This is a genomic window from Flavimobilis soli, from assembly GCF_002564025.1.
GTDB classification, from domain to species: domain Bacteria; phylum Actinomycetota; class Actinomycetes; order Actinomycetales; family Cellulomonadaceae; genus Flavimobilis; species Flavimobilis soli.
Genome location: NZ_PDJH01000001.1, coordinates 918,247 through 934,396, shown reverse-complemented (window position 1 = coordinate 934,396; position 16,150 = coordinate 918,247). Strand labels below are relative to the sequence as shown.

Sequence of the window (16,150 nt, the reverse complement as noted above, 5' to 3'; positions counted from 1 at the left end):
TCTGCGCGACCCACGAACTGGAGGACGTTCATGCTCGGACGTAGCGAACGCGAGTCGGCCGCCCACGTGCTGGCTGCGGCGCAGCTCGCAGGCTGGGACGTGCCGCACAACCGCGACGAGCTGAGCGACGTCCTCGACCTCGGGTCGATGACGACCGCGCTCGCGACGGTCGCCCGCATCGACGACCTGCGTGCCGTCATGCACATCGGCCACCCCACGCAGCCCGACCACGGTCTCGAGCGTGCGCTCCTCGCGGCCGCGCCCGACCTGCGCGTGACCGCCGCCGTCGCCGTGAAGCCCGAGTGGGTGTGGGTGAGCCGCGCGACCGACGTCACCGACCACGTCGTCGTCGACGAGGCCGCGATGCGCGACTGCCGCCACGTCGTGCGGTCGATGGGCGCGACCCCGCACCTCGTGCCGACGCGCACGCCTCTCGACGAGCGCGTCGCGCTCGCCGGCGAGGCGGGCTCGCTCGTCGTCGAGCGTTCGCTCGCCGAGCGCGCCCTGGTCCCCGCAGGCTTCCACGAGGTCCCGGGCTCCGAGCGTCTCGCCGAGCTGCCGCCGCTGTGGTTCGGACTCGTCGAGCCGGTCCCCACGCCTGCCGACTTCACGGGGCCGGCGCAGGTGTGGCTCGCGTTCGGCCCGCGCGACGACCACCGGGGCTCGCTGCAGTCGACGCTCGGCCTGATCGCCGACGCGGGATTCGACCTCGACCACCTGCGGTCGCAGCAGTCGGTCGCGGGCCCGCACCTCTTCCTCGCCTCGTTCCGCTGCGACGGCTTCGAGGCGCTGCGCGGGCTGCGCACGGCCCTCCAGGACCACGGTGTCGCGCACCGCGTGCTCGCGGTCATGCCGGGCAGCGACTTCGCCCCGGGCGCGGACGCGGTCGAGCCGCGCTGGGCGCGACCGCTGTGACCAGCGCCCCCGAGCCTGCGGCCCCGGGGCCTGCACGACTCGCGTACCTCGGCCCGGAGGGCACGTTCACGCACGCTGCGGCGCTCGCGCTCGGGGAGCGCGGCACGCCCGAGCCGCTCGCGACCGTGACGGAGGTGTACGACGCCGTCGCGTCGGGCTTCGCGAGCACGGGCGTCGTCGCGATCGAGAGCTCCGTCGAGGGCTACGTCGTACCGTCGCTCGACGCGATCGTCGCGGCGCGCGACGTCGTCGCGGTCGACGAGGTCGCCCTCGACATCTCGTTCGACGCGTTCACCCACCCGGACGCGACAGAGCTCACCGAGGTCTGCGCGCACCCGCACGGCCTCGCGCAGTGCGCCGCGTGGATCGCGGAGCGCGGGCTGAAGCCCGTCCCGGCGTCGTCCAACGCGGCGGCGTGCCGCGACGTCGAGCCGCACCAGGTCGCGCTCGGACCGTCGCTGTGCGGCGACCTGTACGGCTTGCGGACGCTCGCGACCGCGGTCCAGGACTTCGCGGGCGGGCGCACGCGGTTCCTCGCCCTGACGCGGCGCGACGTCGCACAGGCCGAGCTCGCGGCCGCGCGCGGCGCGGGCGCGGTGGGCTCGTGGCGCACGATGCTCGCGATCACCCCACATGTGACCGGCCCGGGCGTCCTCGCCCGCATCACGGCGGCGTTCGGGGAGCGCGGCGTCAACATGTCGAGCCTCATCACGCGGCCGCTCAAGGCGCAGGAGGGGACGTACGTGTTCGTCGTGACGCTCGACGGTGCGCCGTGGGAGCCGCACGTGCGCACCCTGCTCGAGCAGCTCCTCGAGGCGGGCGACTCTCTCAAGACGCTTGGCGTGTTCCCGGACCGGACGTCGTCGGATGCCGTCTTCGACGACTCGCGCGTCCCGGTCGCGTCGGTGCAGCGCGGGGCGAGCCCTGACGAGGCAGCCCGGGGGCTGCTGTGGTGACGGCTGCTGCGGTGACCGGCGCGACGGTGCGGCGCGTCGGCGTCGTCTCGCTCGGGCTCATCGGCGGCTCGGTCGCGCGGCGGCTCGTCGCCGAGGGCGTCGAGGTGCACGCCTGGAACCCGAGCGCTCCCGCGCTCGAGGCGGCGGAGCGCGACGGTGTCGTGCCCCACGCGTCGATCGCGTCCCTGTGCGCGGCGGAGCCGGACGTCCTGCTGCTCGCGCCGCCGCTGCGCGCGATGGCCGACGTGATCGGCGAGGTCGCGGCGCACGTGCGCGGCGCGACGGTCGTCACGGACGCAGGGAGCGTCAAGGTCGCGGTCACCGACGCGGCCCGTGGGGCGGGCCTGTCGGCGCGTTTCGTCGGCGCTCACCCGATGGCGGGCACGGAACAGGCGGGCTACGAGGCGTCGGACGCGAGGATCCTCGACGGGGCGCGCTGGGCGCTCACCGTCGAGCCTGACACGGACCGTGACGCGTTCCTGCGCGTCGCCGCTCTGGTCACGGGACCGCTCGGTGGCGTCGTCCGCGTCGCGACGCCTGCGGTGCACGACGCCGCGGTCGCGCTCGTGAGCCACGTCCCGCACGTCTTCGCGACGGACCTCCTGGGCCTCGTCGGCGGTGCCGACGTGCGTGACCTCGCGCTCGCTCTCGCCGCGGGCTCGTTCCGCGACGGCACCCGTGTGGCGGGGACGCACCCGCGCCGCACGGAGGCGATGGTCGTCGACAACGCGGCCGCGGTCGTGCCCGTCCTGCGTCGGGCGGTCGCGGACCTCACCGCCCTCGCCGACGCGCTCGAGGCGGGGGAGCCGGTGGGCGAGTTCTTCGACGCCGCCGCGGAGGTCCGCGCGAGCATGCGCCTCGCGGCGCCGGAGGACCCGGCCGCGACCGTCACGCTCGACGGCGACGGCTGGCGTGAGGAGCTGCTCGACGCGACCCGTACGGGGCTCGTCGTCGGCGCCGACACGGCAACCGTGTCGGTGCGCGTCACGCACGCGCCAGCCTGAGCAGCACCGCTCCCCGCGAAGGCGCCCGCGTGGCGGGGGCGCGAGCCTAGCGGCGCCTGGCGGCGCTGGTCTGGCCCGCGGAGCCGTGGTCGTCCTGCAGCGGGGAGACGTCCTCAGTCGGCGGACCGTGGGGCAGGTCGCGCCTTGCGCACCGGCGCTGGCGGGATCGGCTTGCCGATCGCGATCGCGTCACCCGGGACGTGCACGTCGCCGCGGCGCGTCCGCAGGAGCAGCCCTGACTCGTCGTTCGTCACGACGTCCCCGAGGACGTCCGTGTAGGGGTGCTCGGGATCGTCGATGCGGCGGCGCACCATGACGCGGGTCCCGGGCGCCCACGAGCGCCAGGGCGCAGCAGCCTCGCTCATCGCGCGGCGACCTGCTCGGGTGCCGTCGGGTCCTGAGGCACCTGGGACGATCCGTCTGTCGGAACACCTTCGACGTCGGGCCGTCCCGCCCACGCGGCCCACTCGGGCGCACGCGTCACGACGCGGCCGACGACGGCGATCGCGGGCGGCTGCACGTCTGCCGCGGCAGCGCGCTCGGCGATCGTCGACAGCGTGCCGACCGTCGTGCGCTGCCGCCGGCCGAAGCCGTCCTCGATCACCGCGACCGGGGTGTCGGCGGCGCGCCCGCGCGCGACGAGCTCGTCGCACGTCGTGCCGAGCCGACGCACGCCCATGAGCAGGACGAGCGTGTGGTCGGGCGCCTCGGGCACGCGCCCGACGTCGGCATGGCCCGTGAGCACGGTGAAGCCGCGAGACAGGCTGCGGTGCGTCAGCGGGATGCCCGCTGCCGCGGGCACGGAGATCGCGCTCGTCACGCCAGGGACCACCTCGACCTCGATGCCCGCCGCGACGCACGCGTCGAGCTCCTCGCCGCCGCGCCCGAAGACGTACGGGTCGCCGCCCTTGAGCCGGACGACGTGCTTGCCTGCGAGAGCGTGCCGCACGAGCGTCGCGTTGATCTCGTCCTGTGGCACCGGGTGGAAGCCCGAGGACTTGCCGACGTCGACGACCTCGACGTGCGGGGCGAGGTCCGCCAGGACGCCCTGCGGGGCGAGACGGTCGATCACGACGACGTCGGCGCGAGCGATCAGCTCGCGTGCCCGGACCGTCAGCAGTCCTTCGTCACCCGGGCCGCCGCCCACGAGGGCGACCGTCCCGCGCGCCGCGGCGTCCGGCGTCGTCTCGTCCGGAAGGTCAGCACGGGGGCCGGGCGCCGACGCGTCCTCGCGCGGGGCTGCGTCACGCTCGCGCGGGGCGCCGCCCCGCCCGTGCTCCTGGCCCGCCAGCTCGCGCAGGTCCGCCGCGACGTGGTCGCGCAGCGCGACCGCGCGACGCGGGTCGCCGCCCGCGTTCACGGCGACGAGCACGTCGTCGACGCGCGCGACCGCGGGCGTCCACGCGCTCGACCGCTCACGGTCCGACGCCCGGACGGCCCAGACGCGCTGCCACTCGGCGTCGTCGCACACCTGCTCGTCGACCTCCGCTACGCCCGTCGCGGCGTGCACGAGCCATGCCCCGTCGAGGTCACCCGTGAGGTAGTCGCGGGCGATCCACGTCAGGCGCCCCTCCCGGGCCGCTGCCATGACGTCCGGGCACGCGGTCGGAGCGACGACCACGACCTGCGCTCCCGCCTCGACCAGCGAGCGCGCGCGGCGCGCGCCGACCGGGCCCGCACCGACCACGACGCAACGGCGCCCCGCGACGCGGAGCGTGAGCGGGTACGACGGGTCCGGACCGGCGGACGGAGGTACCGGAGCGGGGGCGGTGGCCGGTGTGCTCATGGAGGACTCAGATCGTGTACTGGACGGGGCGCTCGCCCGGGAACCGGGCGGCCGCGAGTGCGTCACCGACCATACCGGCCGCGAGGGTGAAGCCGTCCTGAGGGTCGATCAGCAAGAAGGCGCCCGTGCGGCGGGAGTCGACGTACTCCTCGGCGGCGATCGGCGCGGCCAGGCGGAGCTGGACGCGGCCGATGTCGTTGAGCGCGAGCTCCTCGGCGGGCGTGAGCGCGGCGGTGTCGAGGTCGAGCCGCCCGACGACGTCGCGCACGACCGCCTGCACGACTCGGGTCGTGTGCTTGAGCAGGACGCGGACGCCCGGCCGCAGCGGCCGGTCGGAGAGCCACGCGACCGTGCCGGTGACGTCCTGGACGGGCGTCGGCGCGTCGTCGGCCGCGACGATCATGTCGCCGCGCGCGACGTCGAGGTCGTGTGAGAGGCGGACCGTCACGGACTGCGGTGCGTACGCCTCGGCGAGCGAGCCGTCCGCCGTGTCGATGCCCTCGATCGTGGAGCGCCGCCCCGACGGCAGCACGACGACCTCGTCGCCCACGCGCACGACCCCGCTCGCGACCTGGCCCGCGTAGCCGCGGTAGTCCTCGTACCCCGCGGGCGCGGCGCTCTGCGGGCGGATGACGGTCTGGACCGGCAGGCGGAAGGGCTGCGTCTCGACGTCGTCCGCCGTCGGCAGGTCCTCGAGGAGCTCGAGGAGGCTCGGCCCGTCGTACCAGGGGGTGCGCGGCGACCGCTCGACGACGTTGTCACCCTCGAGCGCGCTCACCGGCACCGTGTGGATCGCGGGGACCCCGAGGTCCGCCGCGGCGGCGCGGATCTGCGCCGCGAGCTCGTCGTAACGGTCCTGGGCGAAGCCGACGAGGTCGATCTTGTTGACCGCGACGACGACGTGCGGCACGCGCAGGAGCGACGCGACCGCGAGGTGGCGGCGGGTCTGCTCGAGCAGCCCCTTGCGCGCGTCGACGAGCAGCACGACGACGTCCGCCGTCGACGCGCCCGTGACGGTGTTGCGCGTGTACTGCACGTGGCCCGGGCAGTCCGCGAGGATGAACGACCGCCGCGCGGTCGCGAAGTAGCGGTAGGCGACGTCGATCGTGATGCCCTGCTCGCGCTCGGCACGCAGGCCGTCCGTGAGGAGGGCGAGGTCAGCGCCCTCGAGGCCGCGGTCGCGGCTGACCCGCTCGACGGCGTCGAGCTGGTCGGCGAGGACGGACTTCGAGTCGAACAGCAGGCGGCCGACGAGCGTGGACTTGCCGTCGTCGACAGAGCCGGCGGTCGCGAGGCGCAGCAGCGTCCCGGTCGTGGTGGTGGCGCTCATGGCTGGTCTTCCTTCGTGCGGGCCGCGGTGGTCGTGGGGGAGGCACCCATCAGAAGTAGCCCTCCTTCTTGCGGTCCTCCATGGCTGCCTCCGAGATCCGGTCGTCGGCGCGGGTCGCACCGCGTTCGGTGATGCGGGTCGCGGCGACCTCGGTGATGACGTCGGCGACCGTGGCGGCGTCGGACTCGACGGCGCCCGTGCAGGACATGTCGCCGACCGTGCGGTAGCGCACGGTCAGGGTTCGGACCGACGCGGCTTCGGCGTCGGTGCGCGGCTGCGAGTACGGGCCGACGGCGAGCAGCATGCCGTCCCGGTCGAACACCTCGCGCTCGTGCGCGTAGTACAGGCCCGGCAGCTCGATGCCCTCGCGCTCGATGTAGCGCCAGACGTCGAGCTCGGTCCAGTTCGACAACGGGAACGCACGCACGTGCTCGCCCGGGCGGTGGCGCCCGTTGTAGAGGTTCCACAGCTCGGGGCGCTGGTTGCGCGGGTCCCACTGCCCGAACTCGTCGCGCAGGGAGAGGACGCGCTCCTTGGCGCGCGCCTTCTCCTCGTCGCGGCGGCCGCCGCCGAAGACGGCGTCGAACCGGTTGTCCGTGATCGCGTCGAGCAGCGGCTGAGTCTGCAACGGGTTGCGGGTGCCGTCGGCGCGCTCGCGGAGGCGGCCGTCGTCGATGTAGTCCTGCACGGCGGCGACGACGAGGCGCAGGCCGAGGCGCTCGACCTCGGCGTCGCGGTAGGCGAGCACCTCGGGGAAGTTGTGCCCGGTGTCGACGTGGACGACCGGGAACGGGACTGGCGCAGGCCAGAAGGCCTTCGTCGCGAGGTGCAGCATGACGACGGAGTCCTTGCCGCCCGAGAACAGCAGCCCGGGGCGCTCGAACTCGGCGACGACCTCGCGGATGATGTGGATCGCCTCGGACTCGAGGAGGTCGAGGTGGCTGAGCCGCCGGGGCCCGGGGGCGACCGGCGTGGTCGGCGTGATGGTCGAGGCGGTCGACGTCATGTGTGGAGCCCGCATTCTGTCTTGTCGAGACCGGCCCAGCGGCCGGAGCGAGGGTCTTCGCCGGGGGCGACCCGGCGGGTGCACGGCGCGCAGCCGATCGAGGGGTACCCGTCGTTGAGGAGCGGGTTGAGGAGCACGCCGTGCCGGGTCGCGTACCCGAGCAGGTCGTCGAAGCTCCACGCCGCGAGCGGGTTGATCTTCACGAGGCCGTTCTTGGCGTCCCACGTGACGAGCGGCGTGCCCGCGCGCGTGGGTGCCTCGTCGCGGCGCACGCCGGTGACCCAGGCCTCGTACCCGCCGAGCACGCGGTTGAGCGGGTCGACCTTGCGCAGCTGGCAGCACAGGGCGGGGTCGCGCTCGTACAGCCGCGGGCCGTGCGCGGCGTCCTGCTCGGCGACCGTCCGCTCGGGGAGCACGTCGACGACCGTGATCGGCATGCTGACCTCGGCGGCGTCCCGCGTGCCGACGGTCTCGGGGAAGTGGTACCCCGTCTCGAGGAACAGCACGTCGACCCACGGCGCGTACGTCGCGACGAGGTGCGGCAGGACGGTGTCCGCCATCGAGCAGGCGACGGCGAGCAGGTCGCCGAACTGCTCGGCGGCCCACGCAGCGACCTCGTCGGCCCCTGCTTCGGCGCCCGACGGCGTCGTCAGCAGGGCGATGCCGTCCGCGACGACCTGGCGCAGCTCGTCGTCCGAGCGGCGCACGCGCCCGGCCGCGGCGCGGGCGAGCCGTTCGGCGGCGTGCTGCTCGCGCGCCGCCCGGTGGGCGAGCGCACGCTCGCGGCGAGCGACGAGCGGGTTGCTCGCGGCCGTCATGCGAGGTCCTCGTCGTCCACACGCAGCGCCCACTCCGAGAACGTCTCGTCGCCGACGTGCTGCTCGTCGTACCGGCGCACGACGCGCTCGACGTAGTCCGCGACGTCGTCGGCCGCGACCTTGAGGCCGCGCACCGTGCGGCCGAGGCCGGCCTCGTCGCGCTCGTGCGCGCTCAGGCCGCCGCCGAGGTGCACCTGGAAGCCGGGGACCTGGACGCCCTCGTCGGTCGTGACGAGCTGGCCCTTGAGGCCGATGTCGGCGATCTGGGTACGGGCGCACGCGTTGGGGCAGCCGTTGACGTTGAGGGCGATCGGCGTGCGGTCGCCGCGGTCGAGGGTCTGCTCGAGCTTCGTGACGACGTCGCGCGCGAGCGCCTTGGTCTCGACGATCGCGAGCTTGCAGTACTCGATGCCGGTGCACGCGATCGTGCTGCGGCGGAACGGGCTCGGCTCGGCCTCGAGGCCGAGGTCGCGCAGCCCCGCGACGACGGCGGGGACGTCGTCGCCCGGGACGTCGAGCACGAGGAGCTTCTGGTGGGGGGTGAGCCGCACCCGCTGCGAGCCGTGGGCCTCCGCGAGGTCGGCGACCCCGACGAGCGTCGCCCCGGAGACGCGGCCCACGTAGGGCGCGGCGCCGACGTAGAAGCGGCCGTCCTTCTGCTCGTGCACGCCGACGTGGTCGCCCGAGCGCGGTGCTGGCGCGGGGGCGGGCCCGTCGGCGAGCCGGTACCCGAGGTACTCGGTCTCGAGGACCTCGCGGAACTTCTGCGGGCCCCAGTCGGCCATGAGGAACTTCAGGCGGGCCTTGTTGCGCAGCCGGCGGAAGCCGTAGTCGCGGAAGATCGACGTGACGCCGACCCAGACGTCGGGGACCTGGTCCTCGCGGACGAACGCGCCGAGGCGCTCGGCGAGGCGCGGCTGCGCGCTGAGCCCACCGCCGACCCACACGTCGAAGCCTGGCCCGAGCTCGGGGTGCACGACGCCGACGAGGCCGAGGTCGTTGATCTCGTGCAGCACGTCGAGGCTCGGGTGGCCCGTGATCGCCGTCTTGTACTTGCGCGGCAGGTTGGAGAACGTCGGGTCGCCGACGTAGCGGCGCGCGATCTCGTGGATCGCCCAGGTCGGGTCGATGATCTCGTCGGCGGCGATGCCCGCGACCGGGCTGCCGAGGATGACGCGCGGGACGTCGCCGCACGCCTCGGTCGTCTGCAGGCCCACGGCCTCGAGGCGCCGCCAGATCTCGGGGACGTCCTCGACGCGGACCCAGTGCAGCTGGATGTTGTGTCGGTCGGTGATGTCGGCGGTGTCGCGGCCGAAGTCGACGGAGATCTCACCGATGACGCGGAGCTGCTCAGTAGTCAGGGCGCCGCCGTCGACCCGGACGCGCAGCATGAAGTACTCGTCCTCGAGCTCGTGCGGCTCGAGCTGGGCGGTGCGTCCGCCGTCGATCCCGGGCTTCCGCTGCGTGTACAGGCCCCACCAGCGGAAGCGGCCGTGGAGGTCCTCGCCCGGGATCGACGCGAAGCCGTGCTTGGCGTACACCTCCTCGATGCGGGCGCGGACGTTGAGGCCGTCGTCGGCCTGCTTGAGCTCTTCGTTCGCGTTGAGGGGCGTGGTGCCGTCGATCTTCCACTGGCCGTTGGGTCGCGCGTTGCGCGGCGGCCGTGCGGTGCCGTTCGGTGCTGCGGTTCTGGCGGGGGCCGTGCTGACCATCAAGTTCCTCGCGTCTCGGTGATGGCGTGGGCGTGCGCGTACCGGTGCGGGGAGAGCCTCCAGGCCGGTTGCGCACCTGGGCTCGTGCCGCCTCGTGGGCGGCCTCGTCAGGCGCGGGTCAACAACAGCGACACGTGCGCGGGCGTCCGGGCGCGACGGGACGCTCGATCGCCGTGGGGCGGGGGAGCGTCATGTCGAGGCGGGCCATGGGGCCGAACGTAGGATCCGTCTCACCCCTCGTCAACATGGTCCGTATCGCGGGATAGGGTCGACTCTGCCCCGTGTGCGAGGTAGGCCCTGAACCAGGATTCGGCCCGTGAGACGCGCACGCGACGCGGCACGGGCGGGCAGGTGACCGTCGTAGAGTGGCACCAGACCCCTCGCTCATCTGGAAGGACCGACAGTGACCTATGTGATCGCTCAGCCTTGCGTGGACGTCAAGGACAAGGCGTGTGTCGAGGAGTGCCCCGTCGACTGCATCTACGAGGGCAACCGGTCGCTGTACATCCACCCCGACGAGTGCGTCGACTGCGGTGCGTGCGAGCCGGTCTGCCCCGTCGAGGCCATCTACTACGAGGACGACGTCCCTTCGGAGTGGTCCGACTACTACGACGCGAACGTCCACTTCTTCGACGACCTGGGCTCCCCGGGCGGCGCCGCGAAGCTCGGCCTCATCGAGAAGGACCACCCGCTCGTCGCGGCGCTCCCGCCGCAGGGCGAGTGACGCGTGGGGCTCGGTAGCCTCGCCGGCATCGACTTCCCCTGGGACCTGCTCGCGCCGTACGGCGCGAGGGCGCGGTCCCACCCGGACGGCGTCGTCGACCTGTCGATCGGCACGCCCGTCGACGCGACCCCCGACGTCGTGCGGCAGGCGCTCGCGGACGCGTCCGACGCGCACGGCTACCCGCAGACGTACGGCACGCCCGCCCTGCGGGAGGCAGTCGCCGACTGGTTCGCTCGCCGTCGCTCGGCGACCGTCGACCCTGACGGCGTGCTGCCGACCGTCGGGTCCAAGGAGCTCGTCGGGCTGCTGCCCGCGATGCTCGGTCTCGGGGCGGGGGACACGGTCGTCCTGCCTCGTGTCGCCTACCCGACGTACGCGGTGGGCGCGCGCCTCGCCGGCGCGGACGCGCTCGCGACGGACGACGTCGCGGACTGGGACGGGCGCCCGGACGTCAAGCTCGTCTGGGTGAACTCGCCCGGCAACCCCCACGGCGCCGTCGCGTCCGTCGCGGAGCTCCGCGCGGTCGTGGCCGCCGCGCGCCGTACCGGCGCCGTCGTCGTGAGCGACGAGTGCTACGCCGAGCTGCCGTGGGCCGAGGACCTCGTGCGCGGCGGCGTCCCGAGCCTCCTGGACCCGCGCGTGTGCGACGGCGACCAGAGCGGCCTTCTCGTCACGTACTCCCTCTCGAAGCAGTCGAGCATGGCCGGGTACCGCGCCGCGTTCGTCGCGGGCGACCCGGCTCTCGTCCGCGATCTGCTCGCCCTGCGCAAGCAGATCGGGCTCATCGTCCCGGCGCCCGTCCAGGCGGCGATGACGGCCGCTCTCGCGGACGACGCGCACGTCGCCGCGCAGCGCGAGCTCTACCTGCGGCGAAGGGAGACTCTTGTCCCTGCCTTGACCTCAGCCGGGTTTGTCATTGACCGTTCTGAGGCGGGGCTCTACCTCTGGACGCGTCGCGCCGACTCGTCCCTGGGGTGCTGGGACATGGTCGACTGGTTCGCCGAGCGTGGCGTGCTCGTCGCCCCCGGGGCGTTCTACGGGGAGGACGGGGCCCGTCACGTGCGGATCGGCCTCACGGCGAGCGACGAGCGGATCGCCGCGGCGGCCGCGCGCCTCGGGGCGACCGAGAGCGCATAGCATGCCGTGACGGCCCGTCCGTGGGCCTTCGGTCCTCTTTTGTGACGGGTATCACGGAAATCATAGGTCCCCGTGACCCTTCGCAGATGGCGGTCCGGGGTGAGGCGCGGCTAGCCTCGGGAGAGGACGGCCGACGTAGCCCGCCGCGCCCGGTGCTGCACCGGGAGCAGCAGCCCGGGCCACAGCGCACAGCAGGGATGCTCGCAGGCGAGAGCCGACGCAGCACCGAGGAAGGAAGCCATGACTGACACCGCACCCGACGACGTGACCCTCGAGGTCGGCGGAGTCTCCCAGGAGCTGCCCGTCGTGCGCGCCACCGAGGGCAACGACGGCATCGTCGTCTCCTCGCTCCTGCGCACCACCGGCAAGGTCACCGTCGACCCGGGCTTCATGAACACCGCGTCGTGCGAGTCCCAGATCACCTACATCGACGGCGACGAGGGCATCCTCCGCTACCGCGGGTACCCGATCGAGCAGCTCGCCGAGAAGTCGACGTTCCTCGAGGTCGCCTACCTCCTCATCAACGGCGAGCTGCCCAGCCCGACCGAGCTCGACGCGTTCATCACCCGCGTCAACCGGCACACCCTCGTCCACGAGGACTTCCGCACGTTCATGGGGACGTTCCCCCGCAACGCGCACCCGATGGCCGTCATGGCCTCCGCGATCAACGCGCTGTCGACGTTCTACCCGGAGTCGCTCGACCCGTTCGACGACGACACCGTCGAGCTCGCGACCGTGCTCCTCCTCGCGAAGACCCGGACGATCACGTCCTACCTGCACCGCCGCGCCGTGGGCGAGCCGCTGCTCTACCCGGACTACTCCCGGGGCTACGTCGACGACTTCCTGCGCATGACGTTCGCCGTCCCGTACATGCAGTACGACACGGACCCCGTCGTCGTCGACGCCCTCGACAAGCTGCTCATCCTGCACGCCGACCACGAGCAGAACTGCTCGACGTCGACCGTGCGCATGGTCGGCTCGAGCCACGCGAACCTCTACGCCTCGGTCGCCGCCGGCATCAACGCGCTCTCCGGCCCGCTGCACGGCGGCGCCAACGAGGCGGTGCTGCGCATGCTCACGGACATCCAGAAGTCGGGCGACGACGTCGACACGTTCATGACCCGCGTCAAGAACAAGGAGCAGGGCGTCCGCCTCATGGGCTTCGGCCACCGGGTCTACAAGAACTACGACCCGCGTGCCGCGATCGTGAAGAGCAAGGCGCACGCCGTGCTGCAGGCCCTCGGCGTCGAGGACGAGATGCTGGACATGGCGCTGCGCCTCGAGGAGATCGCCCTCAACGACGACTACTTCATCGAGCGCAAGCTCTACCCGAACGTCGACTTCTACACGGGCCTCATCTACAAGGCCATGGGCTTCTCGCCGAGCATGTTCACGCCGCTGTTCGCGCTCGGCCGCATGCCCGGCTGGATCGCGCAGTGGCGCGAGATGATGAAGGACCCGCAGACCAAGATCGGTCGCCCGCGCCAGGTGTACACCGGCGCGACCGCCCGGGACTACGTCCCGGTCGAGAACCGCTGACCAAGGGCCAGGCCCGGGTCACCGCGCGACGGTGACCACCACGACGCCGTCGGGACCGCGCAGAGCGGACTCGACGGCGTCCGTGTCTGTCCAGGCTCCCGAGTCCCGCTGCCACGTGCGCCCGTCGATGCTCACAGACACGACCTGCTGCTCGTCGGCCACCGCGACCGCCCAGTGCGCGAGCGCAGCACGTGTGCGCGCAGCGGCGGACGGGTCCTCCCCGCCGAGACCGCCCGGGGTGATCGAGACCGTGCGGCGACCTGCGTCCGTGGAGACGTCGGCCGACGGCAGGTCGCGCGCGACCCGCGCCGCGAGGCGCGCGACGTCCCCGCCGGGGAGCGGGTCGCGCAGCTCGCACGTGAGCGCCTCGGGACTGTTGCCCGTGAGCGCCGACGCCCACGCCCGCGCGCGGGTCTCGTGCTGCGCGTACGCGTCGGGGAAGCCCGAGCGCTGCACCGCCTGCGCGGCGACCGTGACCTCGAGCTTCGTGTAGCCGTCGACCTTGACCAGGCCGTCGTAGAACTTCCCCGTCGAGTAGACGGGATCCATGATCTGCTCGACCGAGCCCCACCCCTGCGACGGTCGCTGCTGGAACAGGCCGACCGAGTCCCGGTCGCCGTAGTCGATGTTGATCATCTTCGACTCCTGCAGCGCGGTCGCGATCGCGACCGTCACCGCGCGTGCCGGCAGCCCGCGCTCGGCGGCCATCGCGGCGAAGAGCGCGGCGTTCTGCGCCTGCTCCGGGTTGAGGGACCACTGCGTGCCGTCGAGCTCCGCGTAGCAGCGGTGCGCTGCCTCGGGGACGGGCCGCATCTTCTCGAGCACCATGACGACCGCGCCGATCGCACCGACGAAGAGCGCGGCGACGAGGCCGAGCACGACGAGCGCGCGAACGATGCGCGCGCGCACCGACCTGCGGCGCACGGTCCCGCGCGCAGCAGGGCGGGGCGACGCCGGTCGCGGACGGACCGACGTCGCGCCCCCTGCGCGTCCCGTCACGTCAGTTCGCGTGCAGCGCCGCGTTGAGGACGATGCCCGTGCCCACGCGGTCGACCGCCTCGACGGCACCCGTGACCGAGTTGCGGCGCAGCAGCAGGTTGTCGCGGCCCGCGAGCTCGCGCGCCTTGACCGTGACGGGAGCGCCGTCGTCGTCCGTGCGGCCGACGAGCGTGACCTTCGTGCCTGCCGTGACGTAGAGGCCGGCCTCGACGACGCAGTCGTCGCCGAGCGGGATGCCGATGCCGGCGTTCGCGCCGAGGAGCGATCGCTCGCCGATCGTCACGACCTCCTTGCCGCCACCCGACAGGGTGCCCATGATCGATGCGCCGCCACCGATGTCGGAGCCGTCGCCGACCGTCACGCCCGCCGAGATGCGTCCCTCGACCATCGAGTGGCCCAGCGTGCCCGCGTTGAAGTTGACGAAGCCCTCGTGCATGACGGTCGTGCCCTCGGCGAGGTGCGCACCCAGGCGGACGCGGTCGGCGTCGGCGATGCGGACGCCCGACGGCAGGACGTAGTCGACCATGCGGGGAAACTTGTCGACGCCGTAGACGACGACCGGGCCGCGCGCGGACAGGCGCAGGCGCGTCGTCTCGAAGTCGACCGTCGAGCACGGGCCGAAGCTCGTCCACACGACGTTCGCGAGGTGGCCGAAGATGCCCGTCAGGTCGAGGCCGTGCGGCTGGACGAGGCGGTGCGACAGCAGGTGCAGACGCAGGTAGACGTCGCTCGCGTCCACGGGGGCCGCGTCGAGGTCGATCTCGGTCTTCACGAGCACGCGACGCACGCCGCGGGCGTCGTCCGTCGTCTCGAGCGCGCGCAGCTCTGCTGCGAGCGCGTCCTCCTCGGCGGGTGCAGACCCGAGCCGGGGCTGCGGGTACCACGTGTCGAGGACCGTTCCGTCTGAGTGGATCGAGGCAAGTCCGAGGCCCCAGGCTGCGCGCGAAGTCATGAAGAAGAGCCTAGAACGCGGGCCGCACCCGTGGGCGAGACGTCTCGCACGACGAACGCACCCCTCGTCTAGGGTCGGTACGTGACCTACGACACCACGGCACCAGGCTCCGCCCCCGACCCGTACGCCGTCCCCGCGCCGCTCGACCTGCGCGCCGACGTCGTCGACCTCACCGCGGCGGTGTGCGACGTCGCGTCCGTCAGCGGTGACGAGGCACGTCTCGCCGACGCGGTCGAGGCCGCGCTGCGCGGCTACGAGCACCTCGAGGTGCTGCGCGACGGCGACTCGGTCGTCGCACGGACGAACCTCGGCCTGCCGCGCCGCGTCGTCGTCGCAGGCCACCTCGACACCGTGCCGATCGCCGACCGCCCCGACCAGCCCGGGACCCCGAACGTGCCGACGTGGCGCACCGTCGAGGGCGACGACGAGGTCCTGTGGGGCCGCGGGACGGTCGACATGAAGGGCGGCGTCGCCGTCGCCCTCGCGCTCGCCGCACGCGTCGGCGGCGACCTGACGGCGACCGCCGACGTCACGTGGGTCTTCTACGACAACGAAGAGGTCGCAGCCCACCTCAACGGCCTCGGGCGGCTCGTGCGCGGGCACCCCGGCTGGCTCGCCGGCGACTTCGCGATCCTCGGCGAGCCGACGGCCGCAGGGATCGAGGGAGGGTGCAACGGGACGCTGCGCGTCGAGGTGCGCGTCCCAGGCGTCACCGCCCACTCCGCGCGCTCGTGGATGGGCCGCAACGCGATCCACGACACGACGCCCGTCCTCGCCCGGCTCGCCGCGTACGAGCCGCGCTCGGTCGACGTCGACGGCCTCGTCTACCGCGAGGGGCTCAACGCCGTCGGCATCCGCGGCGGCATCGCCGGCAACGTCATCCCCGACGAGTGCGTCGTGACCGTCAACTACCGCTTCGCGCCGGACCTCACGCTCGCGCAGGCCGAGGCCCACGTCCGCGAGGTCTTCGACGGGTACGAGGTCACCGTGACCGACGCCGCCGGGGGAGCGCGCCCGGGGCTGACGCACTCGCTCGCGGCCGAGTTCGTCGAGGCCGTCCTCGGGCGCGCGGGCGGCGCGCCGACCGCGAAGCTCGGCTGGACCGACGTCGCGCGCTTCGCCGAGCTCGGCGTGCCCGCCGTCAACTTCGGCCCCGGCGACCCGCTGCTCGCCCACAAGGACGACGAGCGTTGCCCCGTCTCCCAGATCCGGACGTGCTACGACGCGCTGCTGTCCTGGCTCACGAAGGACACCTCCGCGTCCTAGGCTGAA

The 16,150-nt window shown here is 73.3% G+C and carries 15 protein-coding genes; 7 read left to right on the top strand and 8 right to left on the bottom strand.

Annotated features, from left to right (window positions below):
• Positions 1–30: 30 nt before the first annotated feature.
• Genes ATL41_RS04315 through ATL41_RS04305 form a run of 3 tightly spaced genes read left to right on the top strand, consistent with a single transcriptional unit; the run spans position 31 to position 2,875 of the window.
• Entirely contained in the window at positions 31–915 is an 885-nt protein-coding gene (locus ATL41_RS04315) for a hypothetical protein (RefSeq protein ID WP_098457369.1), read from the top strand.
• Positions 912–1,871: a prephenate dehydratase gene (locus tag ATL41_RS04310; protein ID WP_098457368.1), complete on the top strand. Its 960-nt coding sequence runs from the start codon at positions 912–914 to the stop codon at positions 1,869–1,871. Before ATL41_RS04315 ends, ATL41_RS04310 begins: the two co-directional genes overlap by 4 nt.
• Positions 1,868–2,875, top strand: a complete 1,008-nt coding sequence (locus ATL41_RS04305; protein ID WP_169924493.1) for a prephenate dehydrogenase — start codon at positions 1,868–1,870, stop codon at positions 2,873–2,875. The genes ATL41_RS04310 and ATL41_RS04305 overlap by 4 nt, the downstream gene beginning before the upstream one ends.
• Before the next feature lie 113 nt (positions 2,876–2,988).
• Here the strand turns inward: ATL41_RS04305 and ATL41_RS04300 are convergent, their stop codons facing one another.
• From ATL41_RS04300 to ATL41_RS04275, 6 genes are read right to left on the bottom strand one after another with little or no spacing between them, the layout of a single operon-like run.
• Entirely contained in the window at positions 2,989–3,240 is a 252-nt protein-coding gene (locus ATL41_RS04300; RefSeq protein WP_098457366.1) for a putative acetyltransferase, read from the bottom strand.
• Entirely contained in the window at positions 3,237–4,661 is a 1,425-nt protein-coding gene (gene cobA, locus ATL41_RS04295; RefSeq protein ID WP_098457365.1) for a uroporphyrinogen-III C-methyltransferase, read from the bottom strand. The genes ATL41_RS04300 and cobA overlap by 4 nt, the downstream gene beginning before the upstream one ends.
• Positions 4,662–4,668: 7 nt before the next feature.
• Positions 4,669–5,991, bottom strand: coding sequence for a sulfate adenylyltransferase subunit 1 (locus ATL41_RS04290; RefSeq protein WP_098457364.1), 1,323 nt, complete (start codon positions 5,989–5,991; stop codon positions 4,669–4,671).
• 49 nt (positions 5,992–6,040) lie between these two features.
• A complete protein-coding gene (gene cysD / locus ATL41_RS04285; RefSeq protein WP_098457363.1) occupies positions 6,041–6,997 on the bottom strand; it encodes a sulfate adenylyltransferase subunit CysD in 957 nt (318 codons plus the stop codon).
• Positions 6,994–7,815 (bottom strand): phosphoadenylyl-sulfate reductase, encoded by an 822-nt coding sequence (locus ATL41_RS04280; RefSeq protein ID WP_098457362.1) that lies wholly within the window; start codon positions 7,813–7,815, stop codon positions 6,994–6,996. The genes cysD and ATL41_RS04280 overlap by 4 nt, the downstream gene beginning before the upstream one ends.
• On the bottom strand, positions 7,812–9,527 hold the full coding sequence (locus ATL41_RS04275; RefSeq protein WP_098457361.1) for a nitrite/sulfite reductase: 1,716 nt from the start codon (positions 9,525–9,527) through the stop codon (positions 7,812–7,814). The genes ATL41_RS04280 and ATL41_RS04275 overlap by 4 nt, the downstream gene beginning before the upstream one ends.
• A gap of 403 nt (positions 9,528–9,930) precedes the next feature.
• Here ATL41_RS04275 and fdxA point away from each other — a divergent pair, with 403 nt between their 5' ends.
• From fdxA to ATL41_RS04260, 3 genes are all read left to right on the top strand, one after another.
• A complete protein-coding gene (gene fdxA, locus ATL41_RS04270) occupies positions 9,931–10,251 on the top strand; it encodes a ferredoxin (RefSeq protein WP_098457360.1) in 321 nt (106 codons plus the stop codon).
• Between the two features lie 3 nt (positions 10,252–10,254).
• Complete coding sequence (gene dapC, locus ATL41_RS04265) at positions 10,255–11,388, top strand: succinyldiaminopimelate transaminase (RefSeq protein WP_098457359.1); 1,134 nt, start codon at positions 10,255–10,257, stop codon at positions 11,386–11,388.
• Between the two features lie 240 nt (positions 11,389–11,628).
• A complete protein-coding gene (locus tag ATL41_RS04260; protein ID WP_098457358.1) occupies positions 11,629–12,927 on the top strand; it encodes a citrate synthase in 1,299 nt (432 codons plus the stop codon).
• A gap of 18 nt (positions 12,928–12,945) precedes the next feature.
• Here ATL41_RS04260 and ATL41_RS04255 read toward each other — a convergent pair whose 3' ends face one another.
• Positions 12,946–13,926, bottom strand: coding sequence for a hypothetical protein (locus ATL41_RS04255; RefSeq protein ID WP_245854615.1), 981 nt, complete (start codon positions 13,924–13,926; stop codon positions 12,946–12,948).
• Position 13,927: 1 nt separating this feature from the next.
• Positions 13,928–14,878 carry a 2,3,4,5-tetrahydropyridine-2,6-dicarboxylate N-succinyltransferase gene (gene dapD / locus ATL41_RS04250; protein ID WP_098457357.1) on the bottom strand — a complete coding sequence of 317 codons (951 nt, stop codon included), beginning with the start codon at positions 14,876–14,878 and terminating at the stop codon, positions 13,928–13,930.
• Between the two features lie 81 nt (positions 14,879–14,959).
• Between dapD and dapE the strand changes: the two genes are divergently transcribed.
• Positions 14,960–16,144, top strand: a complete 1,185-nt coding sequence (gene dapE, locus ATL41_RS04245; RefSeq protein ID WP_098457356.1) for a succinyl-diaminopimelate desuccinylase — start codon at positions 14,960–14,962, stop codon at positions 16,142–16,144.
• The last annotated feature ends 6 nt before the right edge of the window (positions 16,145–16,150 follow it).

Bases quoted from the DNA above. Each gene is read 5' to 3' on its own strand.
- ATL41_RS04315 (WP_098457369.1), top strand. From the start codon at position 31: ATGCTCGGACGTAGCGAACGCGAGTCGGCCGCCCACGTGCTGGCTGCG.
- ATL41_RS04300 (WP_098457366.1), bottom strand. From the start codon at position 3,240: ATGAGCGAGGCTGCTGCGCCCTGGCGCTCGTGGGCGCCCGGGACCCGC.
- cobA (WP_098457365.1), bottom strand. From the start codon at position 4,661: ATGAGCACACCGGCCACCGCCCCCGCTCCGGTACCTCCGTCCGCCGGT.
- ATL41_RS04290 (WP_098457364.1), bottom strand. From the start codon at position 5,991: ATGAGCGCCACCACCACGACCGGGACGCTGCTGCGCCTCGCGACCGCC.
- cysD (WP_098457363.1), bottom strand. From the start codon at position 6,997: ATGACGTCGACCGCCTCGACCATCACGCCGACCACGCCGGTCGCCCCC.
- ATL41_RS04280 (WP_098457362.1), bottom strand. From the start codon at position 7,815: ATGACGGCCGCGAGCAACCCGCTCGTCGCTCGCCGCGAGCGTGCGCTC.
- ATL41_RS04275 (WP_098457361.1), bottom strand. From the start codon at position 9,527: ATGGTCAGCACGGCCCCCGCCAGAACCGCAGCACCGAACGGCACCGCA.
- ATL41_RS04260 (WP_098457358.1), top strand. From the start codon at position 11,629: ATGACTGACACCGCACCCGACGACGTGACCCTCGAGGTCGGCGGAGTC.
- dapD (WP_098457357.1), bottom strand. From the start codon at position 14,878: ATGACTTCGCGCGCAGCCTGGGGCCTCGGACTTGCCTCGATCCACTCA.